Here is a 17,384-nt window from a genome sequence, read left to right on the forward strand (position 1 = left end):
CGATGACCGTCTATAAAGCGTTGACGATTGCTGGGTCGGACAGCGGTGGTGGCGCCGGCATTCAGGCCGACTTGAAAACGTTCCAAGAGCTCGGTGTCTTCGGCATGTCGGCGATTACGGCGGTGACCGCGCAAAATACGCTCGGCGTTCAAGGAGTTTATCCGCTCTCGGCGGAAGCCGTTGCCGCCCAAATCGAATCGGTGGCGACGGATTTAGGGGCAGATGCGGTCAAAACGGGTATGCTCTTTAGCGCTGAGATCATCCGCACCGTTGCCGAACAAGTGAAAAAGCATCAATGGGAGCGGCTGGTCGTCGACCCGGTGATGATCGCCAAAGGCGGTGCGCCGCTGTTGCAGGAAGAGGCGGTGGCGGCGCTGAAAGAGGCGCTGTTGCCGTTGGCGCTTGTCATTACGCCGAACATTCCGGAAGCGGAAGCGCTGACGGGTGTTGCGATCCGGACGATGGATGACCGTCGCGAAGCCGCGCGCCTTCTTCACCGCATGGGCGCCCGCTATGTCGTCGTGAAAGGCGGCCATGACGATGAGGGCGAGGAGACGGTTGACCTTTTGTATAACGGCAGCGAATTTTCGTATTTTAAAAGTAAGCGGATTGATACGCGTCATACGCACGGAACCGGCTGCACGTTCGCCGCAGCGGTGGCGGCTGAGCTGGCAAAAGGAAGACACCCGGTCGATGCCGTCGGGACGGCGAAAGCGTTTGTGCAATCAGCGATCGCCCATCCGCTCGGCATCGGCCATGGACACGGGCCGACGAATCATTGGGCTTACCGGCAATACGGGGAGTGAGGTCGATGGCGCGCATCGCGAGGGAGGAGATGAAAAAGCGGCTGGCCGTTTACTTCATTATGGGAAGCCAAAACAGCGAGCGGCCGGCTGTCGACGTGTTGAAAGAAGCGCTTGACGGCGGCGTGACGCTGTTTCAATTTCGCGAAAAGGGAGCGGGAGCTTTACAGGGGGCAGAAAAGGAAGCGCTGGCTCGGCAGCTGCAGCGACTTTGCCGCGCGCATGGCGTGCCGCTGATCGTCAACGATGATGTCGAGCTGGCCATCGCCATTGATGCCGACGGCGTTCATGTCGGCCAAGACGATGAAGACGCCCGGCGCGTGCGGGAGAAGATCGGCGACAAAATTCTTGGCGTTTCCGCTCATAATGTCGAGGAGGCGAGAGCGGCCATTGAGGCGGGCGCCGACTACATCGGCGTCGGTCCGATTTATCCGACCCGCTCGAAAGAAGATGCGAACGAGGCGCAAGGACTGGAGATTCTCCGATCCTTGCGCGAACAAGGAATCGCGATTCCGATTGTCGCCATCGGCGGCATCACGGTTGACAATGCGCAAGCGGTCATTGAAGCCGGAGCGGACGGTGTGTCCGTCATTAGCGCCATCGCTTCCGCTTCGGAGCCAAAAGCGGCGGCGGCCGCGCTGGCCGCGGCGGTGCAAGCCGCCCGCTCGCGCTAAACCGGCGGCGAGACTGTTACAAGCGAGGGCGAGCTGAAAAATCGTCCGCCTTCACGAGCGACTCGTTCGAAGGAGTCGGCACGTATAGATGGCATGGAAAAAAGAGCGTCTCGATCCGTTGGGGGCGCTTTCAGTTCCTCGACCAGTATGTTCGCCAAGAAGGCATGGAAAAGGGTGTCCCGATCTGTTGCGGGACACCCTTTTTGCACGCTATGACGCGGTCTGCCGCCACTTCGGCAGCCGCCATTCCAACAGCGGCCGCACGAGCCGGATGACCGGCTGGCTGCCGAGGATGAGCATCACGGCGATCGACAAGCCGAGCAGTAGCGGATAGCCGTGCACATCCATAATAAAATCCGGGAACGGCGTTTCGTGCAAATATTTTAAAATAAACCCGTGCAAGATATAGATGTAAAACGTGCGCGCCCCGAGCACGGAAAAGGAGAAGCGCCGGCTCGGGATGAGCGCCAGAAAGCTGAACATCATTACCAAGCTGGCCGCATAAATGACGAGGCGGTTCATGATGCCCGTCGGTTCGGAAACGCCGAGCGTATCGTACGATTTCGAACCATACAGCCAATCTTGCGGGAGGTCCGGAAAGCCGAAGTGAATCAGAAGGAACATTCCGACCAGCACCGCAAGGGAGACGAGACGCACAGGAACAGCGAACAAGCGCTCGATCAACGACTTTTGCGTGAAAAACCCGAGCAGAAAGAACGGAAAAAACGTGAGCGTTCGCGACAAGCTTAACCATTTTTCCGCTTCCATCATGCCGCCGGCAAGCCCAAGCAAAAGCGCGGCTGGCAGCGCCGCCCATTTTGGCAGCCGCCCGAACCAGAGCAACAAAACGTTCCAACTGAACAGGCTAAGCAAAAACCATAAGCTCCAATGCGGAGTCAATACGTCGAGTTCGAGCGACGATTGATCGTACAGGAAGAAATAGTAGATAGAGTAAAGAAACTGGAACAACAAGTACGGAAACAGCAGTTTTTTCATGATTTTCGGCAAGTAGCCTTGCTCATGGAATCGCTTAGCAAAGTAGCCGGAAATGAAGATGAATGCCGGCATATGGAAGAAGAAGATCCACGTATACAAGCTGTGCACCCATAAGACGCCGTCAATGTACGGGCGCAGAAAGTGGCCAAACACGACGAGGAGCATTAACGCGCATTTGGCGTTGTCAAAATAATAATCCCGCTCCTTCATAGTGTTTCTCCTCCTTTCTGTATTACACTAATTCGAATGATCCTCTTTTTTTTGAGGGGAGTCAACGACATGGCCACTGTCCATGACATGAGTTTGCCACAGAAAGGTGATGATTGGGTGAAAAACGGTCGGCATGAAACCGAGGATATGACGCAGCTGTTACAAATCATTAACGCCAAAGGGAAAGACGATGACATGCCTGACCTTGGTATGCTATAATATCTTGAGAAACGATGTTGGACATTGGAGTGACCAATATGAGTATCGGCTTTGGGGAAATTGCGCTCATCGTCTTTTTCGCTTTGTTGATGTTTGGTCCGCAAAAGCTGCCGGAATTAGGCCGGGCAGCCGGGAAGACGTTGCGTGAATTTAAAAACGCAACCAAAGGCATCATCGATGACGACGAGGCGACAAAAGCGCAAAAATAAGAGGCTAGGCCTTGACGCCTAGCCTCTTATTTTTCGTTCGCAAGCCGCTAAACGATCCGCCGTTTTTTCGCGCCGGCGCAGCAAAAAAGAGACAAGCGTGGCCGGTAAAAGCCATATACATACTACCGGGACACGTTGTTCGTTTTGGGCTGGCCGAATGGCCAATGGGGCGGAGGGATCGACCATGGTGATGCGAAAACTGGCGGCAATCGTCGGGGGAAGCGTGCTGCTCGGCATCGGGATCAACGTTTTTTTCGTTCCCCATCATTTGCTTGACGGGGGGATGATCGGCCTTGGGCTGATCGTCAAATACGTCTGGCACGTTCAAGCGGGCTTGACGATGATCGTCTTAAGCGTTCCTCTTTATTTGGCGGCTTGGTTTTATTACCGTCCGTTTTTTTACAACAGTTTGCACGGCCTTCTTTTCTCCTCGTGGATGATCGATGTATTGTCGGGGTTGCGCGGCATTGTGACCGTGGACCCGCTCTTAGCCGCAGTCATCGGCGGGACGTTCGTCGGTATGGGCATCGGTGTGATGCTGCGCGAAGAGACGAGCACGGGCGGCACCGACTTGCTTGCCCAGTTTATTTCCAGATTGACGAACTGGAATGTGGGAGTCATTATCTTTGTTATTGATGCTTGCATTATTTCGGTCGGAAGCTTGCTCATCGATGCCGTGCCATTTGTTCACTCGCTTGTCGTTGTCACCGTTGTCGGCATTGTCACGACGATATTGACACATCAAAAAACGATGGGGAGATAACAACGCCCCATCGTCTTTTGCGCCGTTCGATGGTTGGCCGCACGGCGCAGGATGGCGGTGCTTAGAAGGCTGGTGATTTAACGGAGCAGGCCGCTTATCAACCCCGTTTCTCAAATAGAAAAGCTCTGCCGCATCAGGATCGTCTTTCACATGCTCCCCCTTGCTCAAGACAAACACCCGTTTTTCCAGCCTCTTAGGAAGCGGAGGCTTTTGCCAGCTGAAGCGCACGGTAAACGTTAATCAACCCATAACCATAATACGGGTCTTTTCCGCGGTCGCCTAAATCGACGGCGCTCTGAATGATCACGCGGCGCACCTCGTCGTTGGTGAGGCGCGGGTTGATAGAGCGGATCAAAGCGGCGAGCGCGGCGACGTGTGGCGCGGCCATCGACGTGCCGGAAAGGGCGGCGTACCGGTGTCCGGCAAACGTGCTGGCAATGTTCGTCCCGGGCGCGACGACATCGACATAATCGCCATAGTTGGAGTACAACGCGTACGAAAGATCCGGGTCTACCGCCCCGACGCTGATCACTTCCGGGTAAGCGGCCGGAAAGCTCGGCTGGGACGTGCTGTCATTGCCGGAAGCGGCCACAAGGACGACATCGTGTTGATCGGCGTAACGAATCGCTTCCTCCAGCACCGAAGAAGGTTGGTAATTGCCAAGGCTCAAATTAATGACTTTGGCGCCGTGATCGACCGCCCAACGGATTCCTTTCGCCACGTCAATGCTTGTTCCATAGCCATCGGCGTTCAATGCCTTAACGGGCAGAATCGGGTTCAGCCAAGTCATGCCAGCAATCCCCTCGCCGTTGTTTGGCTGTGAGGCGATGATGCCGGCAACATGGGTGCCATGACCGTTTTCGTCTGCCGGCAAACGATCGTTGGCCAACACGTTGTACCCGGGACCGAGGCGGTGGGCCAAATCGGGATGAGTCAAATCGACGCCGCTGTCAATCACCGCGACAGGTACGGTTCGTCTGCCGCGCGACAACGTCCAACCCGCTTCCGTAGCAATGGCGGGCAAATTCCATTGATAGCGGGCGTAAAATGAATCGTTTGGCCTTTCCACTGCTTCTCGAAGGTCATTTTGCATGTAAATGTAGTTCGGTTCGCAATAGTCGACCGCTGGAATCGCGCGGAAATAGCGGCGCATCTCCTCATATGTCCGCTCGCGCGAACGGAACACAAACACGTGATCAAACTGTTGAACAAGCCGTCCGGCAACGGCGGCCTCGATTTGCGCAAGCTCGCGATCGGTCGGCATCGTCCGGAAACGAACGATGATGTCGTTTGCAAAATAGTGGCTTCGGTCTCCGCGGCGGTTGTGGCGGATTTCCCGAATGCGCGGGTGCCTGTTCAATCGCTGTTTCAGCTGTTCGCCTGCGCTGAGACTGTCCAAGGTGACGACGGTCGGGTGAGTGCGCCTGTCTTTGGTGTCAAACGGCTCAAGCCGCGGTGGGGCCGGGGCGTTCTGTTCGTTCGCCGGCCGGTGGAAACTAATGGCGGTGATGACGACCAAAGCTGCGGCTGCACTCAAGACTGCCCATCTCCTCCATCGGCGATGCATGGTGTTCACCTCCTCGTTGTTAGGATGGGCGAATGGTGGGCAAATCATGAGAAATGGGATTCTCCCTTCTGAGGCGACTCTCATGAATTCATCTAGTCTCTCTCTTCGATCCATCGACAGGCCGGATTGACCAACGAGAAACAAAAGCGGTATTGGATGATTTGTTGTCGCTCACATCGCGTTGACCGCGCTGGGAACAGTTCCCTTGCAACAGCCGCTGTTTAGCAGCTCACACTACTAGGCAAGGGGGGAACTCGATGAGCGAAACGTGCTTTTATTGCCAGTGCCAGTGCGAGGATAACGTGCATTACGTTTCGTTCCATACGAACGGTGAGGAGCGGGAGGAAACGCTCTGCCCGGACTGTTACCAAGAATGGCTGGAGGGAATGAAAGGCTGATTTTCGTTTTCATTCTGCTCGGCGAAGAGACGCAACAAAACCGCACCGTGATCAACTCGGTGCGGTTTTTTGTGCAAGCGGCGGGGTGGCGACGATGTCATCCAAGCTGCCTGTTTCATCGTAACAACGGTACACCGCCGCCTTGGCCCGCAGGGGGTGGAGCGACAATTGCAAAATGCGCTCGCGTCCGGCCGGGGCGACCTTTGTTTCCATCTTGAGCGCCGCGCCATCGAGCGCCAGCGAGTAAAACCGATACGTCAAGTCGAGCCATGTCCGTTCAGACTGAACGGTATCGGGATGATGGCGGATCAGCTCAGCCAGCTCGGCGAACGAATGGGTTTCCTGACCAAACCATTCGCGAACGGCACCCGCTGCCTGTTCCAACCAGCGCTTCCATTGCGATTTCATCAGCATCACCTTTTTTCATCCATCATGCCCAATCGGAAGGGGGATGATGCAGGAAGACGAATCGAAAACGTTGTCCTATTGGCGTTGGAAAAGCAGCAAATATCCCCGCCATGGTCCGCGATGATGTTTTTGCAAATGTAAAGGCCGATGCCCGTTCCTAATTTTTTGGTCGTAAAAAACGGCTCAAAAATGGTCTCGACAATATCGGCGGGGATGGCCGGGCCGTTGTTGGTGATGTCGATGATGATATCCGCATCTTGACGGCGGGCAGCAATTTCGATACGGCGCGGTTTTTCCTTTTCTTTTACCGCTTCGATCGAATTGAGCAAAATGTTGACTACGACTTGGCGAATCTGATCCTTATAGGCGAAAATATGTATCGATTCATCGATCGCCAACGAAATGTTCACATCGCAGTCGACGATCGTCGCGTATAAAAAATCGATGATTTCCTCTAACAGTCGGTGCAATGAAAACGTTTCTTTTTCACTTTCGACAATTTCTTTGCGTGAGGCATGCAGAAACTGCGAAATGCGAAATTTCAGCTGCTGCAATTCATGGTCGATAATGTCTAAGTAGGGAAGATCGGGATGTTCAAACTTTAGCAGCTGAATGAACCCGATAACAGCGGTCAATGGGTTGCGAAACTCATGGACAAAGCTCGATGACATTTGCCCGAGCAAGGTCAGCCGGTCTTGATGCGACCGGGCAATGAGCATGTTTTTTTCGCGCAGCTCCTTCTCTTTTAGTTCGCTGTATTTCGTGACGGCATGAAACAAAAATTGGTCAAACAGTTCGTTTAAATGGCCGATGAGCGGTGCGAGCGCGCTGATGGATAGCGGCGCGGTCAACGCATGATGGATGACGAGCCGCCGACCTAGATTGACATTGTAGACGAGCGCGCCGATGCCGGCGTTCATTTCTGCCCGTTCCTTGGCGATTTTGTTGGCTAGGCACTCCACTGCCTCGCTGGACGGCGAACGGAGCAGCGCCTCTTTGACAAGCTCAAATACGGCTAGTCCGTTTTGCTCGACAAGATCGATATATTTATCATCTTGGGCAATTTTCATCTGTTGCCGCCATTCGACCAGAAAGCAGGGCAACTGGGCTTCCAAATGGGTGACGAGCTGCTGTGCGATCGTTGCCAAAAAGGCCACCTCACTTTCGATCACGTGCTGTTACTTTCATTATAAGAGGGAACATCGGTCGAGAACAGGGGGAAAATCGTCTGTGCGCTGCGCACGGCACTTTGGCGGCAAAGCAGAGGAAGGTGGTGATATAAGGAAGCAGGCCGCTTACCAGCCTCGTTTCTCAAATCGAAAAACCCTGTCGCATCAGAATCGCCTTTCACACCTTTCCCTATCGTTCAAAAGAAACAACCGTTTTTCACGAGCCATAGGGGAATGTCTGTGTCCGCTGCTATGAAACAGCGCCGATGGTTTGAATCAACAAGGACGCATCATGTATAATGAAACAGTCAGAAATCTCTTTCAAAAGGTTGGGGAATGCTGTGAAACTGTATGAGTCCATTTTGGATTTGATCGGCGGCACGCCGATTGTCAGGCTGAGCCGCCTTCCGGACCCGAACGGGGCGGATGTATACATAAAGCTTGAATCGTTTAACCCAGGTGGCAGCGTCAAAGATCGGCCGGCTTGGGAAATGATCCGCCGCGCCGAGGCGGAAGGGAAAATTGCGCCGGGAAAAAGCACGATCATTGAACCGACATCCGGCAACACCGGCATCGGCTTGGCGATGGTGTGCGCCGCCCGCGGGTATCGCTGCATCATCACGATGCCGGATAACGCGACGGTCGAACGGGTGAAAATTTTAAAGGCGTACGGAGCCGAAGTCTATTTGACGCCGGCGGAGAAACGGATGCAAGGAGCGATCGATGAGGCGAACCGGCTCGCCCGCGAAATTCCGGACAGCTTCATCCCGATGCAGTTTGAAAATCCGGCCAATCCGGACGCGCATCGGCATACGACGGCGGTGGAAATTTACGAAGCGTTCGCTGGGCGGCTCGATGCGTTCGTGCTCACCGCCGGCACCGGGGGAACGGTGACGGGAACGGGAGAAGAATTGAAAAAGCGGATCCCGAATTTGCGCATTTATGTCGTTGAACCGTACGGCTCGCCCGTCTTGTCGGGCGGCAAGCCGGGGCCGCACAAAATTCCCGGCACGGGTCCGGGGTTTATCCCGAAAATTTTAAACCGCTCGATTTATGATGACATTTTTTTGATCAAAGACGAAGATGCCCAGCAGATGGCGCGCAAACTGGCGGCGAAGGAAGGCATTTTGGTCGGTGCTTCGGCCGCGGCGAGCGCCTATTACGCCATCAAAGTGGCCGAGCAGCTCCCGAAAGGCGCCCGCGTTCTTTGCATGGCGCCGGACTCCGGCGAGCGGTATTTGTCATCTGATTTATTTGCCGATTAAGCGAACGGCGCAAAAGATGACGTCACGTTTCCTTGCCGTTCGTGGGCAAGGGAAGAATTCCTCTCCGCCAAACAGGAGAGGAATGTTTTTGTTTGCCGTTTCTTCGTTTACCAATCGTAAAGCGGCTGTTGCTGTCCCTTTTTGCCCAAGCGCCGCCCTCAAAAAGCGGAAGGGATCGTTCGGTAACGGTCGCTCACTAAAGGCGGAGGGAAGTGTTCCATTTGGCTCCGGAAGGACAACAAGGGAAGAACAACCTGATGCGCATCGCCTTGACGTTTGTCATTGCAGCGTCAGGCGGCATCGGATTTGCTCTTTTGCGCGTCCCGCTTCACTGGGTGCTTGGTCCGGCGGCGGTGTTGCTGATAGCGGAGCGTTTTTTGAAAGGAAAGCTATATTGGCCGATGGCGATTCGCAACGCCGGGCTCATCCCGATCGGCTATACGCTTGGCACATCGATGACGGCGGCGACGATCGCTGAGATGGGCCGACAGCTGCCGTCAATGTTGTTGGCGACAGTGTTGATTTTATTGTTTAGCTTTCTGCTCTCTTGTGCGGCGGCGCGCATAACCGGCATTCCGCTCCGCTCGATCGTCACCGGCAGCATCCCCGGCGGGTTGTCGCAAATGCTCGTTCTCGGCGAAGAGCTAAAAGGAGTCGACATAACGGTCGTGACGCTCTTTCAAGTGACGCGCCTTATGGGCGTTGTCTTTCTTGTTCCGCTCATCGCTTTAGGCCCGATGTTTTCCGGCAGCTCCGGAGCGGCTGCGGATGCTGGAACCGAGCGAGGGCCGGATTGGACGGTGGGCCTTGCTTTATTGTATTTCATCGTTACCGTTGCCGGCGCACTCGTTGGCAAGCGTCTAAAACTGCCGACCGCGTATTTGCTTGGCCCGATCATCGCGACGGCGGCGCTGGTGATCGCTGGGGTGCCGGCGCCGAACTTGCCGGCGCCGATATTGGACATCGCGCAAATGACGATGGGGGCGTATCTCGGTTTCACGCTTAAGCCGGCTGGTATGAAGGAGAAACGGAACATGATGCTTGCGGCGGTTGTTACCGGTTTTTTCCTTATTTTGTTTTCTATGGCTTCCGCGTTTGTGCTGACAAGCTGGCACGGTGTCCCTTATTTGACCGCCTTCATCGCTTTGGCGCCAGGCGGCATGGATCAGATGGGGATTTTGGCGCAGGAAGCGCGCGCGAGCCTTGCGATCGTGACGAGCTACCAAATGTTCCGCATTTTCTTCATCCTGTTCGTCGTCCCGCCAGTGCTGAAAAAACTGTTCGCGACCCGCTGGTTTCAACGGATCGAACGTTGGCCAATGCGGGGCGGCGGAGAAGGATGGCGCGATGGCTATGGCGGCGGAAAAAAGAGGGGACTGTGACAAGAAACAAACATATGTTAAACTAGAAAGAAAAAGGAGGGGGTTGCCATGAATCATTCGACCGTTTATCGTCCGCACAGCCCGGTGGCGAAGTTGGCGGTTTCATTTCTCGCGGCGTTGGCCGTTGCGACCGCAGGGCTGTACGCCGGGCAATGGGTGCCGGCCGGCCTTTATTTGCCGCTTTATGCGCTTGAACTCATTTTGCTTTTGGTGATGATCTTCGCCCGCAGCAAAAAAGCGGTCGGCTATCCGCTCATGTTTGCCTTTATGTTTGTCTCGGGGGCGACGCTTTATCCACTCATCGGCTATTACATTTCCATCATCGGCGCGGCGGCGGTGTTCAAAGCGTTTGCCCTAGCGGTTGTCTCGTTTACGGGCGTTGCCATTTACGCGGCGCGAACGAAAGAAGATTTTTCGTTCCTTGGCGGATTTTTGATGCTTGGCGCGTTTGCGCTCCTTGGCTTGTTGATCATTCAATGGTTCATCCCGTTCTCGAGCGTCGGGCAAATGGGAGTGGCGGCGCTAGGGATTTTGATTTTCCTTGGCTTTACGATTTACGACATCAACCGTTTGGCCCGCTATGGCTTTACGGAAGCGGACATTCCGATGATTGTCGTCAATATTTACCTTGATTTCATCAACTTGTTTGTCTACATTTTGCGTTTTTTCGCCAGCGATGACGATTGAGCATCGAAAAGGGCTGCCAAAAGGAGCAGCCCTTTTTTCTATGACGGGGGCACGGGATCAAAGCGGCAAGTCGCGCTTGGCAAACAGGCCAATTCCTGCCGTGTAGCCGAGGGTGCCGAGCGCGAATAACAACAGGGAGACAGGGAGCCATTCGGCTTGGCCTTGGGCGATGTTTCCAGGCTCGAAGGCGGCAAAGATCGACCCATATCGGAGCCATTCGGCTTTCTCGGCCAGCTTGCCGATGAGATCCAAGCTGTAAAACAGAACGGTGGCTCCGCCGGATAACGACAGCGCTCGTTTTTCGTCATTCGAGGCGCTGTTGCTTTACTTGAACGGATGGCGGGAGCTGTCGGAAAAAATTCCCCCTTCCTTGTATAACGAGCGATTGGTCGAAGACATGGTGCGGCTCTTTTTTTACGGTGTGAAAGGGGAGACGCGGTGAAGCAGGAATCGGCGGGGAGTGAGGAGAATAACAAAAAAGAACAAAGGGGGAAAGGAGTCACAGGATGAAGTTTGCCGTCAATGTATCGACCGTGTTTACGGAGACGCCGTTTCTCGCCCGGTTTGCCAAGGCAAGGCAGCACGGATTTTCATTGGTAGAGTGCCAGTTCCCGTATGCGGTGGCGCCGGAGGCGATGGCTGACGAGTTGGGAGAGAACGGGTTGTCGCTCGTGTTGATCAATTTGCCAGCGGGCGATTGGGAAAAGGGGGAGCGCGGACTCGCGATTTTTCCCGATCGTCATGAAGCGTTTCAGCGGGCGCTGGAAGAGGGGCTGCGCTATGCGGTTGAGCTTGGCGTGCCGCATCTTCATTGCATGGCTGGAGTTGTGCCGAAGGAGATGGCGCGCGAGCAGGCGAAGGAAACGTATATGCGCCGCATCGACGAAGCGGCAGCAGCGCTTGCGGTTCATGGGTTGACGCTGATGATTGAACCGATCAATCCGTTCGATATGCCCGGCTACTTTTTAACGGACATTGCCGAAGCAGCGGCGATCATCCGCGATCTCGGCCGGCCGAACATCAAGCTGCAGTATGACATCTATCATATGGCGCGGCTTGGCTTCGACGTGGCGGCCACGTTTGCTGCTTACGAGCCGCTCATTGCCCATGTCCAATTCGCCGATGCCCCCGGGCGGCATGAGCCGGGGACGGGGGCGTTGCCGTATCGCGAGATGTTCGCCTTTTTGCAAAAGCGCGGCTACCATGGAGCGATTGGCCTTGAGTACATTCCATCGCGGGAAAGCAGCGAAAGTTTGGGCTGGTATGAGGAATATCGTCGTCAGGAAGGAGGAGGACGATGATACGCGTCGGCTTTATCGGCTTGGGCGTGATGGGCTCGCGCATGGCCAGACGCCTGCTGGAAGCGGGATTCAATGTCACGGTGTACAACCGTACGCCAGAAAAAGCGGTTCCGCTTGTCAACCTTGGCGCCCGACAGGCGGCGACAGTGGCAGAACTGGCCGGCGGGGCGGATGTCATTTGCACATGCTTATCGATGCCGGATGATGTCATCAATATGTACACAGGGGAAGGCGGCATTCTCGAGGCGGCCCGTCCGGGAACGGTTTGCCTCGATTTTACAACCGTCGGCCCAAAGACGAGCCGGCTTGTGGCCGAACGGGCCCGTCAGCGCGGCGTCGCCTATTTGGATGCGCCGGTCAGCGGCGGGCCGGAAGGGGCGGAACAAGGAACGCTCACGATGATGGTCGGCGGCGATCAAGCGGCGTGGGAGCAGGTGCGCCCGCTGCTTGGCGCGTTGGGAAAAACGGTCGAATATTTAGGGGAAAGCGGCGCCGGCAGCGCAGCCAAAGCGATCAACCAGTACTTGGTCGCCGTCCATTCGGTCGCCGCGGCGGAAGCGATGGTCGCCGGCGTCGCTTACGGGCTCGACGCCGGGAAGCTGTATCGGCTATTAAAAGAAAGCTACGGAGACAGCCGGATGCTGCGCCGCCATATGGAGCAGTTCGTGCTGCCGCGTCGATTCACTCCCGGCGGGGCGGTGAAATACGTACATAAAGACGTGCGCTTGGCGAACGAGTTGATGGATGAAATCGGCCTCGGCCGCCGGCTCGGCATTCCAGCAGAAAAAGCGTTTGCCGAAGCCATCGCCGCCGGACTGGCCGATTTGGATATGTCAGCCGTCATCCAGCTGCTCGAGCAGCGAGTTGGCGTGATGGTGAAAGAGACAGAATGAACAAAATGATCGTCAAATTCAAAAAAATTCATTGAAAAAATGGAGGCGCGATGATTTAATAGAAGTAGAGGGGGCTGGCCCCAAAAGGTTGTTTGGGGCGAAACCGCCTGTCGATATGACGGGGATCAGAAAAGTGTCCGATCCTCTCGGGACGCTCTTCCTGATGAAGAAAGCGGTTCGCTTTTTTTTTTACAGATAAAAAGAAACGGTGTTTCATATTACGAAACAAAGGAGGGCGCTCATGCTTTCATTGGCATGGATTGAGGAGCTGCAGGCGTTTTTGCATCCGGAACAAATCAAACGGAATGAAACGTTCCATCCCCTTGGCAATGATGGGGCGGTGACGGTCTATCCACAAACAGAGGAAGAAATCGCTGCGGTGCTCCGCTATGCCGACCGCCATGGCAAAAAAGTCGCCATCGCCGGACGCGGCACAAAACGGGGGTTTGGCGGGCAGCGGGCGCAGGCGGACATCTTGCTGTCGTTGGAACGCTATGCCGGCATTGTCGAACACGCGGCCGCCGATATGACGGTCACGGTCAAAGCAGGAACGGTGTTTGGCGAGTTGCAGCGCGCGCTCGCTCCGTATCGGCAAAAGGTCGCCTTGGACCCGTTTTGGCCGGAGGAAGCGACGATCGGCGGGGTCATTGCCGCGAACGACAGCGGTCCGAAGCGGCTCGGCTATGGGTCAGCGCGCGATTCGGTCATCGGGCTGCGCGTCGTCTATCCGGACGGCACGGTCATCCGTTCCGGCGGCAAAGTGGTGAAAAACGTCGCCGGTTATGACATGAACAAACTGTTTATCGGGGCGATGGGGACGCTCGGCGTGCTGAGCGAGATTACGTTCAAGCTCCGGCCGTTGGCGAAATATGAAAGCGTTGTGCTGTTGTCGTTCCCAAGCGGCGATCTTCATGACATTCGCTCGTTCGCCGTTTCGTTCCTTGATACGATGATGGAGCCGGTTTGTTTTGAACTGCTCAACCCGGCGCTGGCCGAGCGGCTGACAGGACGACCGGTTTATACGCTTGTGATCGGGTTTGAAGATGTGGAAAGCGCCGTTCATTATCAAGAGCAGTGGGTCGAACGCCTGCGGCCGCAAACAGCGGAAATGGCCGTTTTCGCCGGCGCGGAGGCTTCCGCCTTTTGGCGGACGTTTTATACCGTGGCGCCAAACGGGCGTCTGGCGCCGGCAGAAAACGGTGTGGAAGCGGCAGTGAAAATCGGGGTTGTCAACTTGGATGTGCTCTCTGTCTTGCGAGAAAGCGCTTTAATTGCGGACCGCTGCCATGTCCGCCTCGAAGCGCACGGCGGTTTGGGCCATGGGCTTTGTCAGGCGTACGTGCGCGGCGGCGAAAAGGACGTGTTGACGGCGATCGAGGAGCTGCGTCAAACGGCAGTTCGCCTCGGCGGCTACGCGGTGGTGAAACATTTGCCGTTTTCGCTGCGCCAGCGCATCGATGTCTGGGGCGCCAAGCCATCGTACGTTTTCTTGCTTGAGGGCATCAAACGGAAAGTCGATCCAAACAAAACGGTCAACGATCAGCGCTTTATTGGGGGGATTTAATGATGAACGCCATGACAAGTGAGCGGACGGGCAGTCCGGCGTGTGCGACCGCGAGCCTTGGCAACTACCGGTTCGCCGATTTGCCCGACCCAAGCAAGTGGGCCGATTGCGTCCATTGCGGCATGTGTTTAGAGTCGTGCCCGACGTACGAACAAACCGGCCAGGAGCAGCACTCCCCGCGCGGCCGCGTCCATTTGATGAAGTCGGTCGGGGAAGGAAAGCTTGATTTAACGCCGGATTTGCTTGACCCGATTTTTACGTGCTTGGATTGCCGCGCCTGTACGACGGCTTGCCCGGCCGATGTCGACGTCGGCGGTCTGATTGAACAAGTGCGCGGCCAGCTTCGCCAGGCGGTGCCGCTTACAGGCTGGAAGGCGTTTGTCAGCGACTTTTTCTTAAAAGGGGTGTTCCCGCACCCGTCGCGCCTTGATTGGCTGGGCCGCTTGTTGAAGCTGTACCAAAAAAGCGGGCTGCAGACGGTGGCGCGTAAAACCGGATTGCTGCGGGTGATGCCGGACCATTTGGCGGAGATGGAGGCCGTTTTGCCCGAGGTCGGCACGCCGGTGCGGAAAAAGTATGAGCGCGCGCCGCTCATCAAGGCGAAGGGGGAAACAAAGCGGACGGTCGCGATCTTGACCGGTTGCGTGATGGACGTGATGTTTAGCGACATTAACGAGGCGACGATCCGCGTATTGGCGCGAAACGGCAACGACGTCGTCATCGTGCCGAACCAGACGTGCTGCGGGGCGCTTCATGTGCATGCCGGCGACCGCGAAACGGGTCGGAAGCTCGCCAAGCAAAACATCGAGGCGTTTCAGCATGTCGACCATGTCATTGTCAACGCCGCCGGCTGCGGCTGCATGTTGAAAGAATATCCGGAACTGTTCCGCGACGATCCGGAATGGCATGAAAAAGCAGAGCAATTTGCCGCCAAAGTCGAGGATGTGTCAAAGTTTCTGCATGATACCGGTTTTGAGCGGCCGCGAGCCGAACTGAACGTGCGCCTCACGTACCATGATGCGTGCCACCTTGCCCACGGCCAAGGCATCCGCCAAGAGCCGCGCGCCTTGCTTGAAAGTATTCCGGGGGTGGAAATGGTCGCCACGCCGAACGCCGACCGCTGCTGCGGCAGTGCGGGCATTTACAACATCACCCATCCGGAGATGGCGCAAGCGGTGCTGGAGAGCAAAATGCAAAACGTGCCGCAAGAGGTGGAACTCATCTCGATGGGCAACCCGGGCTGCATGCTGCAAATGGCGCTTGGCGTCATGAAACATGGCCGAACCCAAAAAATCGTCCATACGGTGCAGCTGCTCGATTGGGCGTATCAAAAAGAAGAAGGGAAGGACGTGCGCATATGAGAAAGCGGCCGATTGCAACGAACGATCCGCACATTCAGGCGCTCGCCGGCATCGTCGGCGAAACGGCGATTTTGTACCGCAAGGAAGACTTGATTGCCTATGACTGCGACGGGTTCACCGTCCACCGCCATTTGCCAAAGGCCGTTGTCTTTCCAAACAGCACTGAGGAAGTGGCGGCAATCGTCAACTATTGCCATAAGCATGACCTTCCGTTTCTTGCCCGCGGCGCCGGCACGGGGCTAAGCGGCGGGGCGATTCCGTTAAACGGCGAAGTCGTCATCAGCTTAACGCGGATGAAGCGGCTGTTGCATGTGGACTTGGAAAATCGCCGCGCCGTTGTCGAACCGGGGTTTGTCAATTTGAAGCTGACGAACTCGGTCGCCCACCGCGGCTATTACTACGCGCCCGACCCGTCAAGCCAATATTGCTGCACGATCGGCGGCAACGTCGCGGAAAACGCCGGCGGCGCCCATTGCTTGAAATATGGGGTGACGACGAACCATATTTTAGGGCTTGAAGTCGTCTTGCCAACCGGCGAAGTGATTGAAATCGGCGGAAACGGCGTCCCCGATCCGCCCGGCTACGATTTGCTCGGGCTGCTGACCGGGTCGGAAGGGACGCTTGGCATCGTGACGAAAATTACCGTCCGCCTGTTGAAAAATCCTGAGGCGAAACAGACGGTGCTCGCTTATTTTGATGAAGTCGAAGACGCGAGCCAAACCGTTTCCGACATCATCTCCGCCGGGATCGTGCCGGCGGCGCTCGAGATGATGGATCAAACCGCCATCGAGGCGGTCGAAGCGGCCGCGTTTCCGGTCGGGCACCCGAAAGACATCGCCGCGCTGTTGCTCATTGAAGTGGATGGCATTTCCGCTGGAATCGACGAACAAATCAACGATATTTTAACGATTTGCCGCCGCCATCGTGTGCGCGAAGTGAAAGTCGCTCAGTCAGAGGAAGAACGAGCCCGCTGGTGGGCGAATCGGAAAACCGGTTTTGGCGCCATGGGGGCGATCTCGCCTGACTATTTAGTGCAGGACGGCGTCATTCCGCGCAGCCGTCTGCCGGAAGTGCTGCGGGAAATCGCCGCGATCAGCCGCAGGTATGGGTTGAGAATCGCTAACATTTTCCACGCCGGCGACGGCAATTTGCACCCGCTTGTGCTGTTTGACGCGAGCAAGCCTGGGGAGACGGAGCGGGCGCTTGCCGCCGGGAGCGAATGCCTCAAGGCGTGCGCGGCGGTCGGCGGATCGATTACCGGGGAACATGGCGTTGGCATTGAGAAAAAAGAAGAGATGCGCTTCATTTTCACGGACGAGGAAATTTTGGCGCAAACGGCGCTCCGCGATGTGTTCAATCCAAAAAACTTGCTCAACGCCGGCAAGCTGTTTCCGACCCCGGGGCGGTGTGTCGAGACGAAACAAGCGCCATTGCCAGTCAAATGAAAATGTTGCAAAAACGATTGCCAGTCGTTTGCTTTCATGGTATCATTTTTTTAGGTGAATTAAGAAACAA

19 protein-coding genes are annotated in these 17,384 nt (G+C 56.0%); 15 read left to right on the forward strand and 4 right to left on the reverse strand.

What is annotated here, in order from left to right; genetic code table 11:
• Positions 1–2 precede the first annotated feature (2 nt).
• Together thiD and thiE are read left to right on the forward strand one after the other, a co-directional pair.
• A complete protein-coding gene (gene thiD / locus ACTVIM_RS07400) occupies positions 3–806 on the forward strand; it encodes a bifunctional hydroxymethylpyrimidine kinase/phosphomethylpyrimidine kinase (RefSeq protein WP_144974171.1) in 804 nt (267 codons plus the stop codon).
• 5 nt (positions 807–811) lie between these two features.
• On the forward strand, positions 812–1,477 hold the full coding sequence (gene thiE / locus ACTVIM_RS07405; RefSeq protein ID WP_445614120.1) for a thiamine phosphate synthase: 666 nt from the start codon (positions 812–814) through the stop codon (positions 1,475–1,477).
• Positions 1,478–1,687: 210 nt separating this feature from the next.
• On the opposite strand, the gene ACTVIM_RS07410 is transcribed toward thiE, so the two are convergent.
• Positions 1,688–2,683 (reverse strand): acyltransferase family protein, encoded by a 996-nt coding sequence (locus ACTVIM_RS07410; protein WP_445614121.1) that lies wholly within the window; start codon positions 2,681–2,683, stop codon positions 1,688–1,690.
• 69 nt (positions 2,684–2,752) lie between these two features.
• Between ACTVIM_RS07410 and ACTVIM_RS07415 the strand changes: the two genes are divergently transcribed.
• The 3 genes from ACTVIM_RS07415 (at position 2,753) to ACTVIM_RS07425 (ending at position 3,874) form a co-directional block, all read left to right on the forward strand.
• Entirely contained in the window at positions 2,753–2,902 is a 150-nt protein-coding gene (locus tag ACTVIM_RS07415) for a hypothetical protein (protein ID WP_445614122.1), read from the forward strand.
• Between the two features lie 38 nt (positions 2,903–2,940).
• Positions 2,941–3,111, forward strand: a complete 171-nt coding sequence (locus ACTVIM_RS07420; RefSeq protein ID WP_172418542.1) for a twin-arginine translocase TatA/TatE family subunit — start codon at positions 2,941–2,943, stop codon at positions 3,109–3,111.
• 184 nt (positions 3,112–3,295) lie between these two features.
• Positions 3,296–3,874 (forward strand): YitT family protein, encoded by a 579-nt coding sequence (locus tag ACTVIM_RS07425; protein ID WP_369802205.1) that lies wholly within the window; start codon positions 3,296–3,298, stop codon positions 3,872–3,874.
• A gap of 193 nt (positions 3,875–4,067) precedes the next feature.
• On the opposite strand, the gene ACTVIM_RS07430 is transcribed toward ACTVIM_RS07425, so the two are convergent.
• Positions 4,068–5,441, reverse strand: coding sequence for a S8 family peptidase (locus tag ACTVIM_RS07430; RefSeq protein ID WP_445614123.1), 1,374 nt, complete (start codon positions 5,439–5,441; stop codon positions 4,068–4,070).
• Positions 5,442–5,698: 257 nt separating this feature from the next.
• Between ACTVIM_RS07430 and ACTVIM_RS07435 the strand changes: the two genes are divergently transcribed.
• Entirely contained in the window at positions 5,699–5,839 is a 141-nt protein-coding gene (locus ACTVIM_RS07435; RefSeq protein WP_172706212.1) for a hypothetical protein, read from the forward strand.
• A gap of 51 nt (positions 5,840–5,890) precedes the next feature.
• Here ACTVIM_RS07435 and ACTVIM_RS07440 read toward each other — a convergent pair whose 3' ends face one another.
• Both ACTVIM_RS07440 and ACTVIM_RS07445 read right to left on the reverse strand, forming a co-directional pair.
• The gene (locus ACTVIM_RS07440) at positions 5,891–6,247 is read right to left on the reverse strand and encodes a hypothetical protein (protein WP_445614124.1); all 357 of its coding nucleotides are present in this window, start codon (positions 6,245–6,247) and stop codon (positions 5,891–5,893) included.
• Positions 6,248–6,252: 5 nt separating this feature from the next.
• A complete protein-coding gene (locus ACTVIM_RS07445) occupies positions 6,253–7,395 on the reverse strand; it encodes a histidine kinase N-terminal domain-containing protein (RefSeq protein ID WP_445614125.1) in 1,143 nt (380 codons plus the stop codon).
• Between the two features lie 362 nt (positions 7,396–7,757).
• Between ACTVIM_RS07445 and cysK the strand changes: the two genes are divergently transcribed.
• From cysK to ACTVIM_RS07490, 9 genes are all read left to right on the forward strand, one after another.
• The gene (cysK, locus tag ACTVIM_RS07450; protein WP_445614126.1) at positions 7,758–8,681 is read left to right on the forward strand and encodes a cysteine synthase A; all 924 of its coding nucleotides are present in this window, start codon (positions 7,758–7,760) and stop codon (positions 8,679–8,681) included.
• A gap of 257 nt (positions 8,682–8,938) precedes the next feature.
• Positions 8,939–10,063 (forward strand): AbrB family transcriptional regulator, encoded by a 1,125-nt coding sequence (locus tag ACTVIM_RS07455; protein ID WP_445614327.1) that lies wholly within the window; start codon positions 8,939–8,941, stop codon positions 10,061–10,063.
• 48 nt (positions 10,064–10,111) lie between these two features.
• Complete coding sequence (locus ACTVIM_RS07460; protein WP_031409863.1) at positions 10,112–10,750, forward strand: Bax inhibitor-1/YccA family protein; 639 nt, start codon at positions 10,112–10,114, stop codon at positions 10,748–10,750.
• Between the two features lie 268 nt (positions 10,751–11,018).
• Complete coding sequence (locus tag ACTVIM_RS07465; protein ID WP_200878260.1) at positions 11,019–11,192, forward strand: hypothetical protein; 174 nt, start codon at positions 11,019–11,021, stop codon at positions 11,190–11,192.
• Positions 11,193–11,256: 64 nt separating this feature from the next.
• Entirely contained in the window at positions 11,257–12,051 is a 795-nt protein-coding gene (hyi, locus tag ACTVIM_RS07470) for a hydroxypyruvate isomerase (RefSeq protein ID WP_445614127.1), read from the forward strand.
• Positions 12,048–12,944 carry an NAD(P)-dependent oxidoreductase gene (locus tag ACTVIM_RS07475; RefSeq protein WP_445614128.1) on the forward strand — a complete coding sequence of 299 codons (897 nt, stop codon included), beginning with the start codon at positions 12,048–12,050 and terminating at the stop codon, positions 12,942–12,944. Before hyi ends, ACTVIM_RS07475 begins: the two co-directional genes overlap by 4 nt.
• Positions 12,945–13,185: 241 nt before the next feature.
• The gene (locus ACTVIM_RS07480; protein ID WP_445614129.1) at positions 13,186–14,508 is read left to right on the forward strand and encodes an FAD-binding oxidoreductase; all 1,323 of its coding nucleotides are present in this window, start codon (positions 13,186–13,188) and stop codon (positions 14,506–14,508) included.
• The gene (locus ACTVIM_RS07485; protein WP_445614130.1) at positions 14,508–15,869 is read left to right on the forward strand and encodes a (Fe-S)-binding protein; all 1,362 of its coding nucleotides are present in this window, start codon (positions 14,508–14,510) and stop codon (positions 15,867–15,869) included. The genes ACTVIM_RS07480 and ACTVIM_RS07485 overlap by 1 nt, the downstream gene beginning before the upstream one ends.
• A complete protein-coding gene (locus ACTVIM_RS07490) occupies positions 15,866–17,314 on the forward strand; it encodes an FAD-binding oxidoreductase (RefSeq protein WP_445614131.1) in 1,449 nt (482 codons plus the stop codon). The genes ACTVIM_RS07485 and ACTVIM_RS07490 overlap by 4 nt, the downstream gene beginning before the upstream one ends.
• Positions 17,315–17,384: the final 70 nt, after the last annotated feature.

Source organism: Geobacillus sp. YF-1, assembly GCF_052692335.1.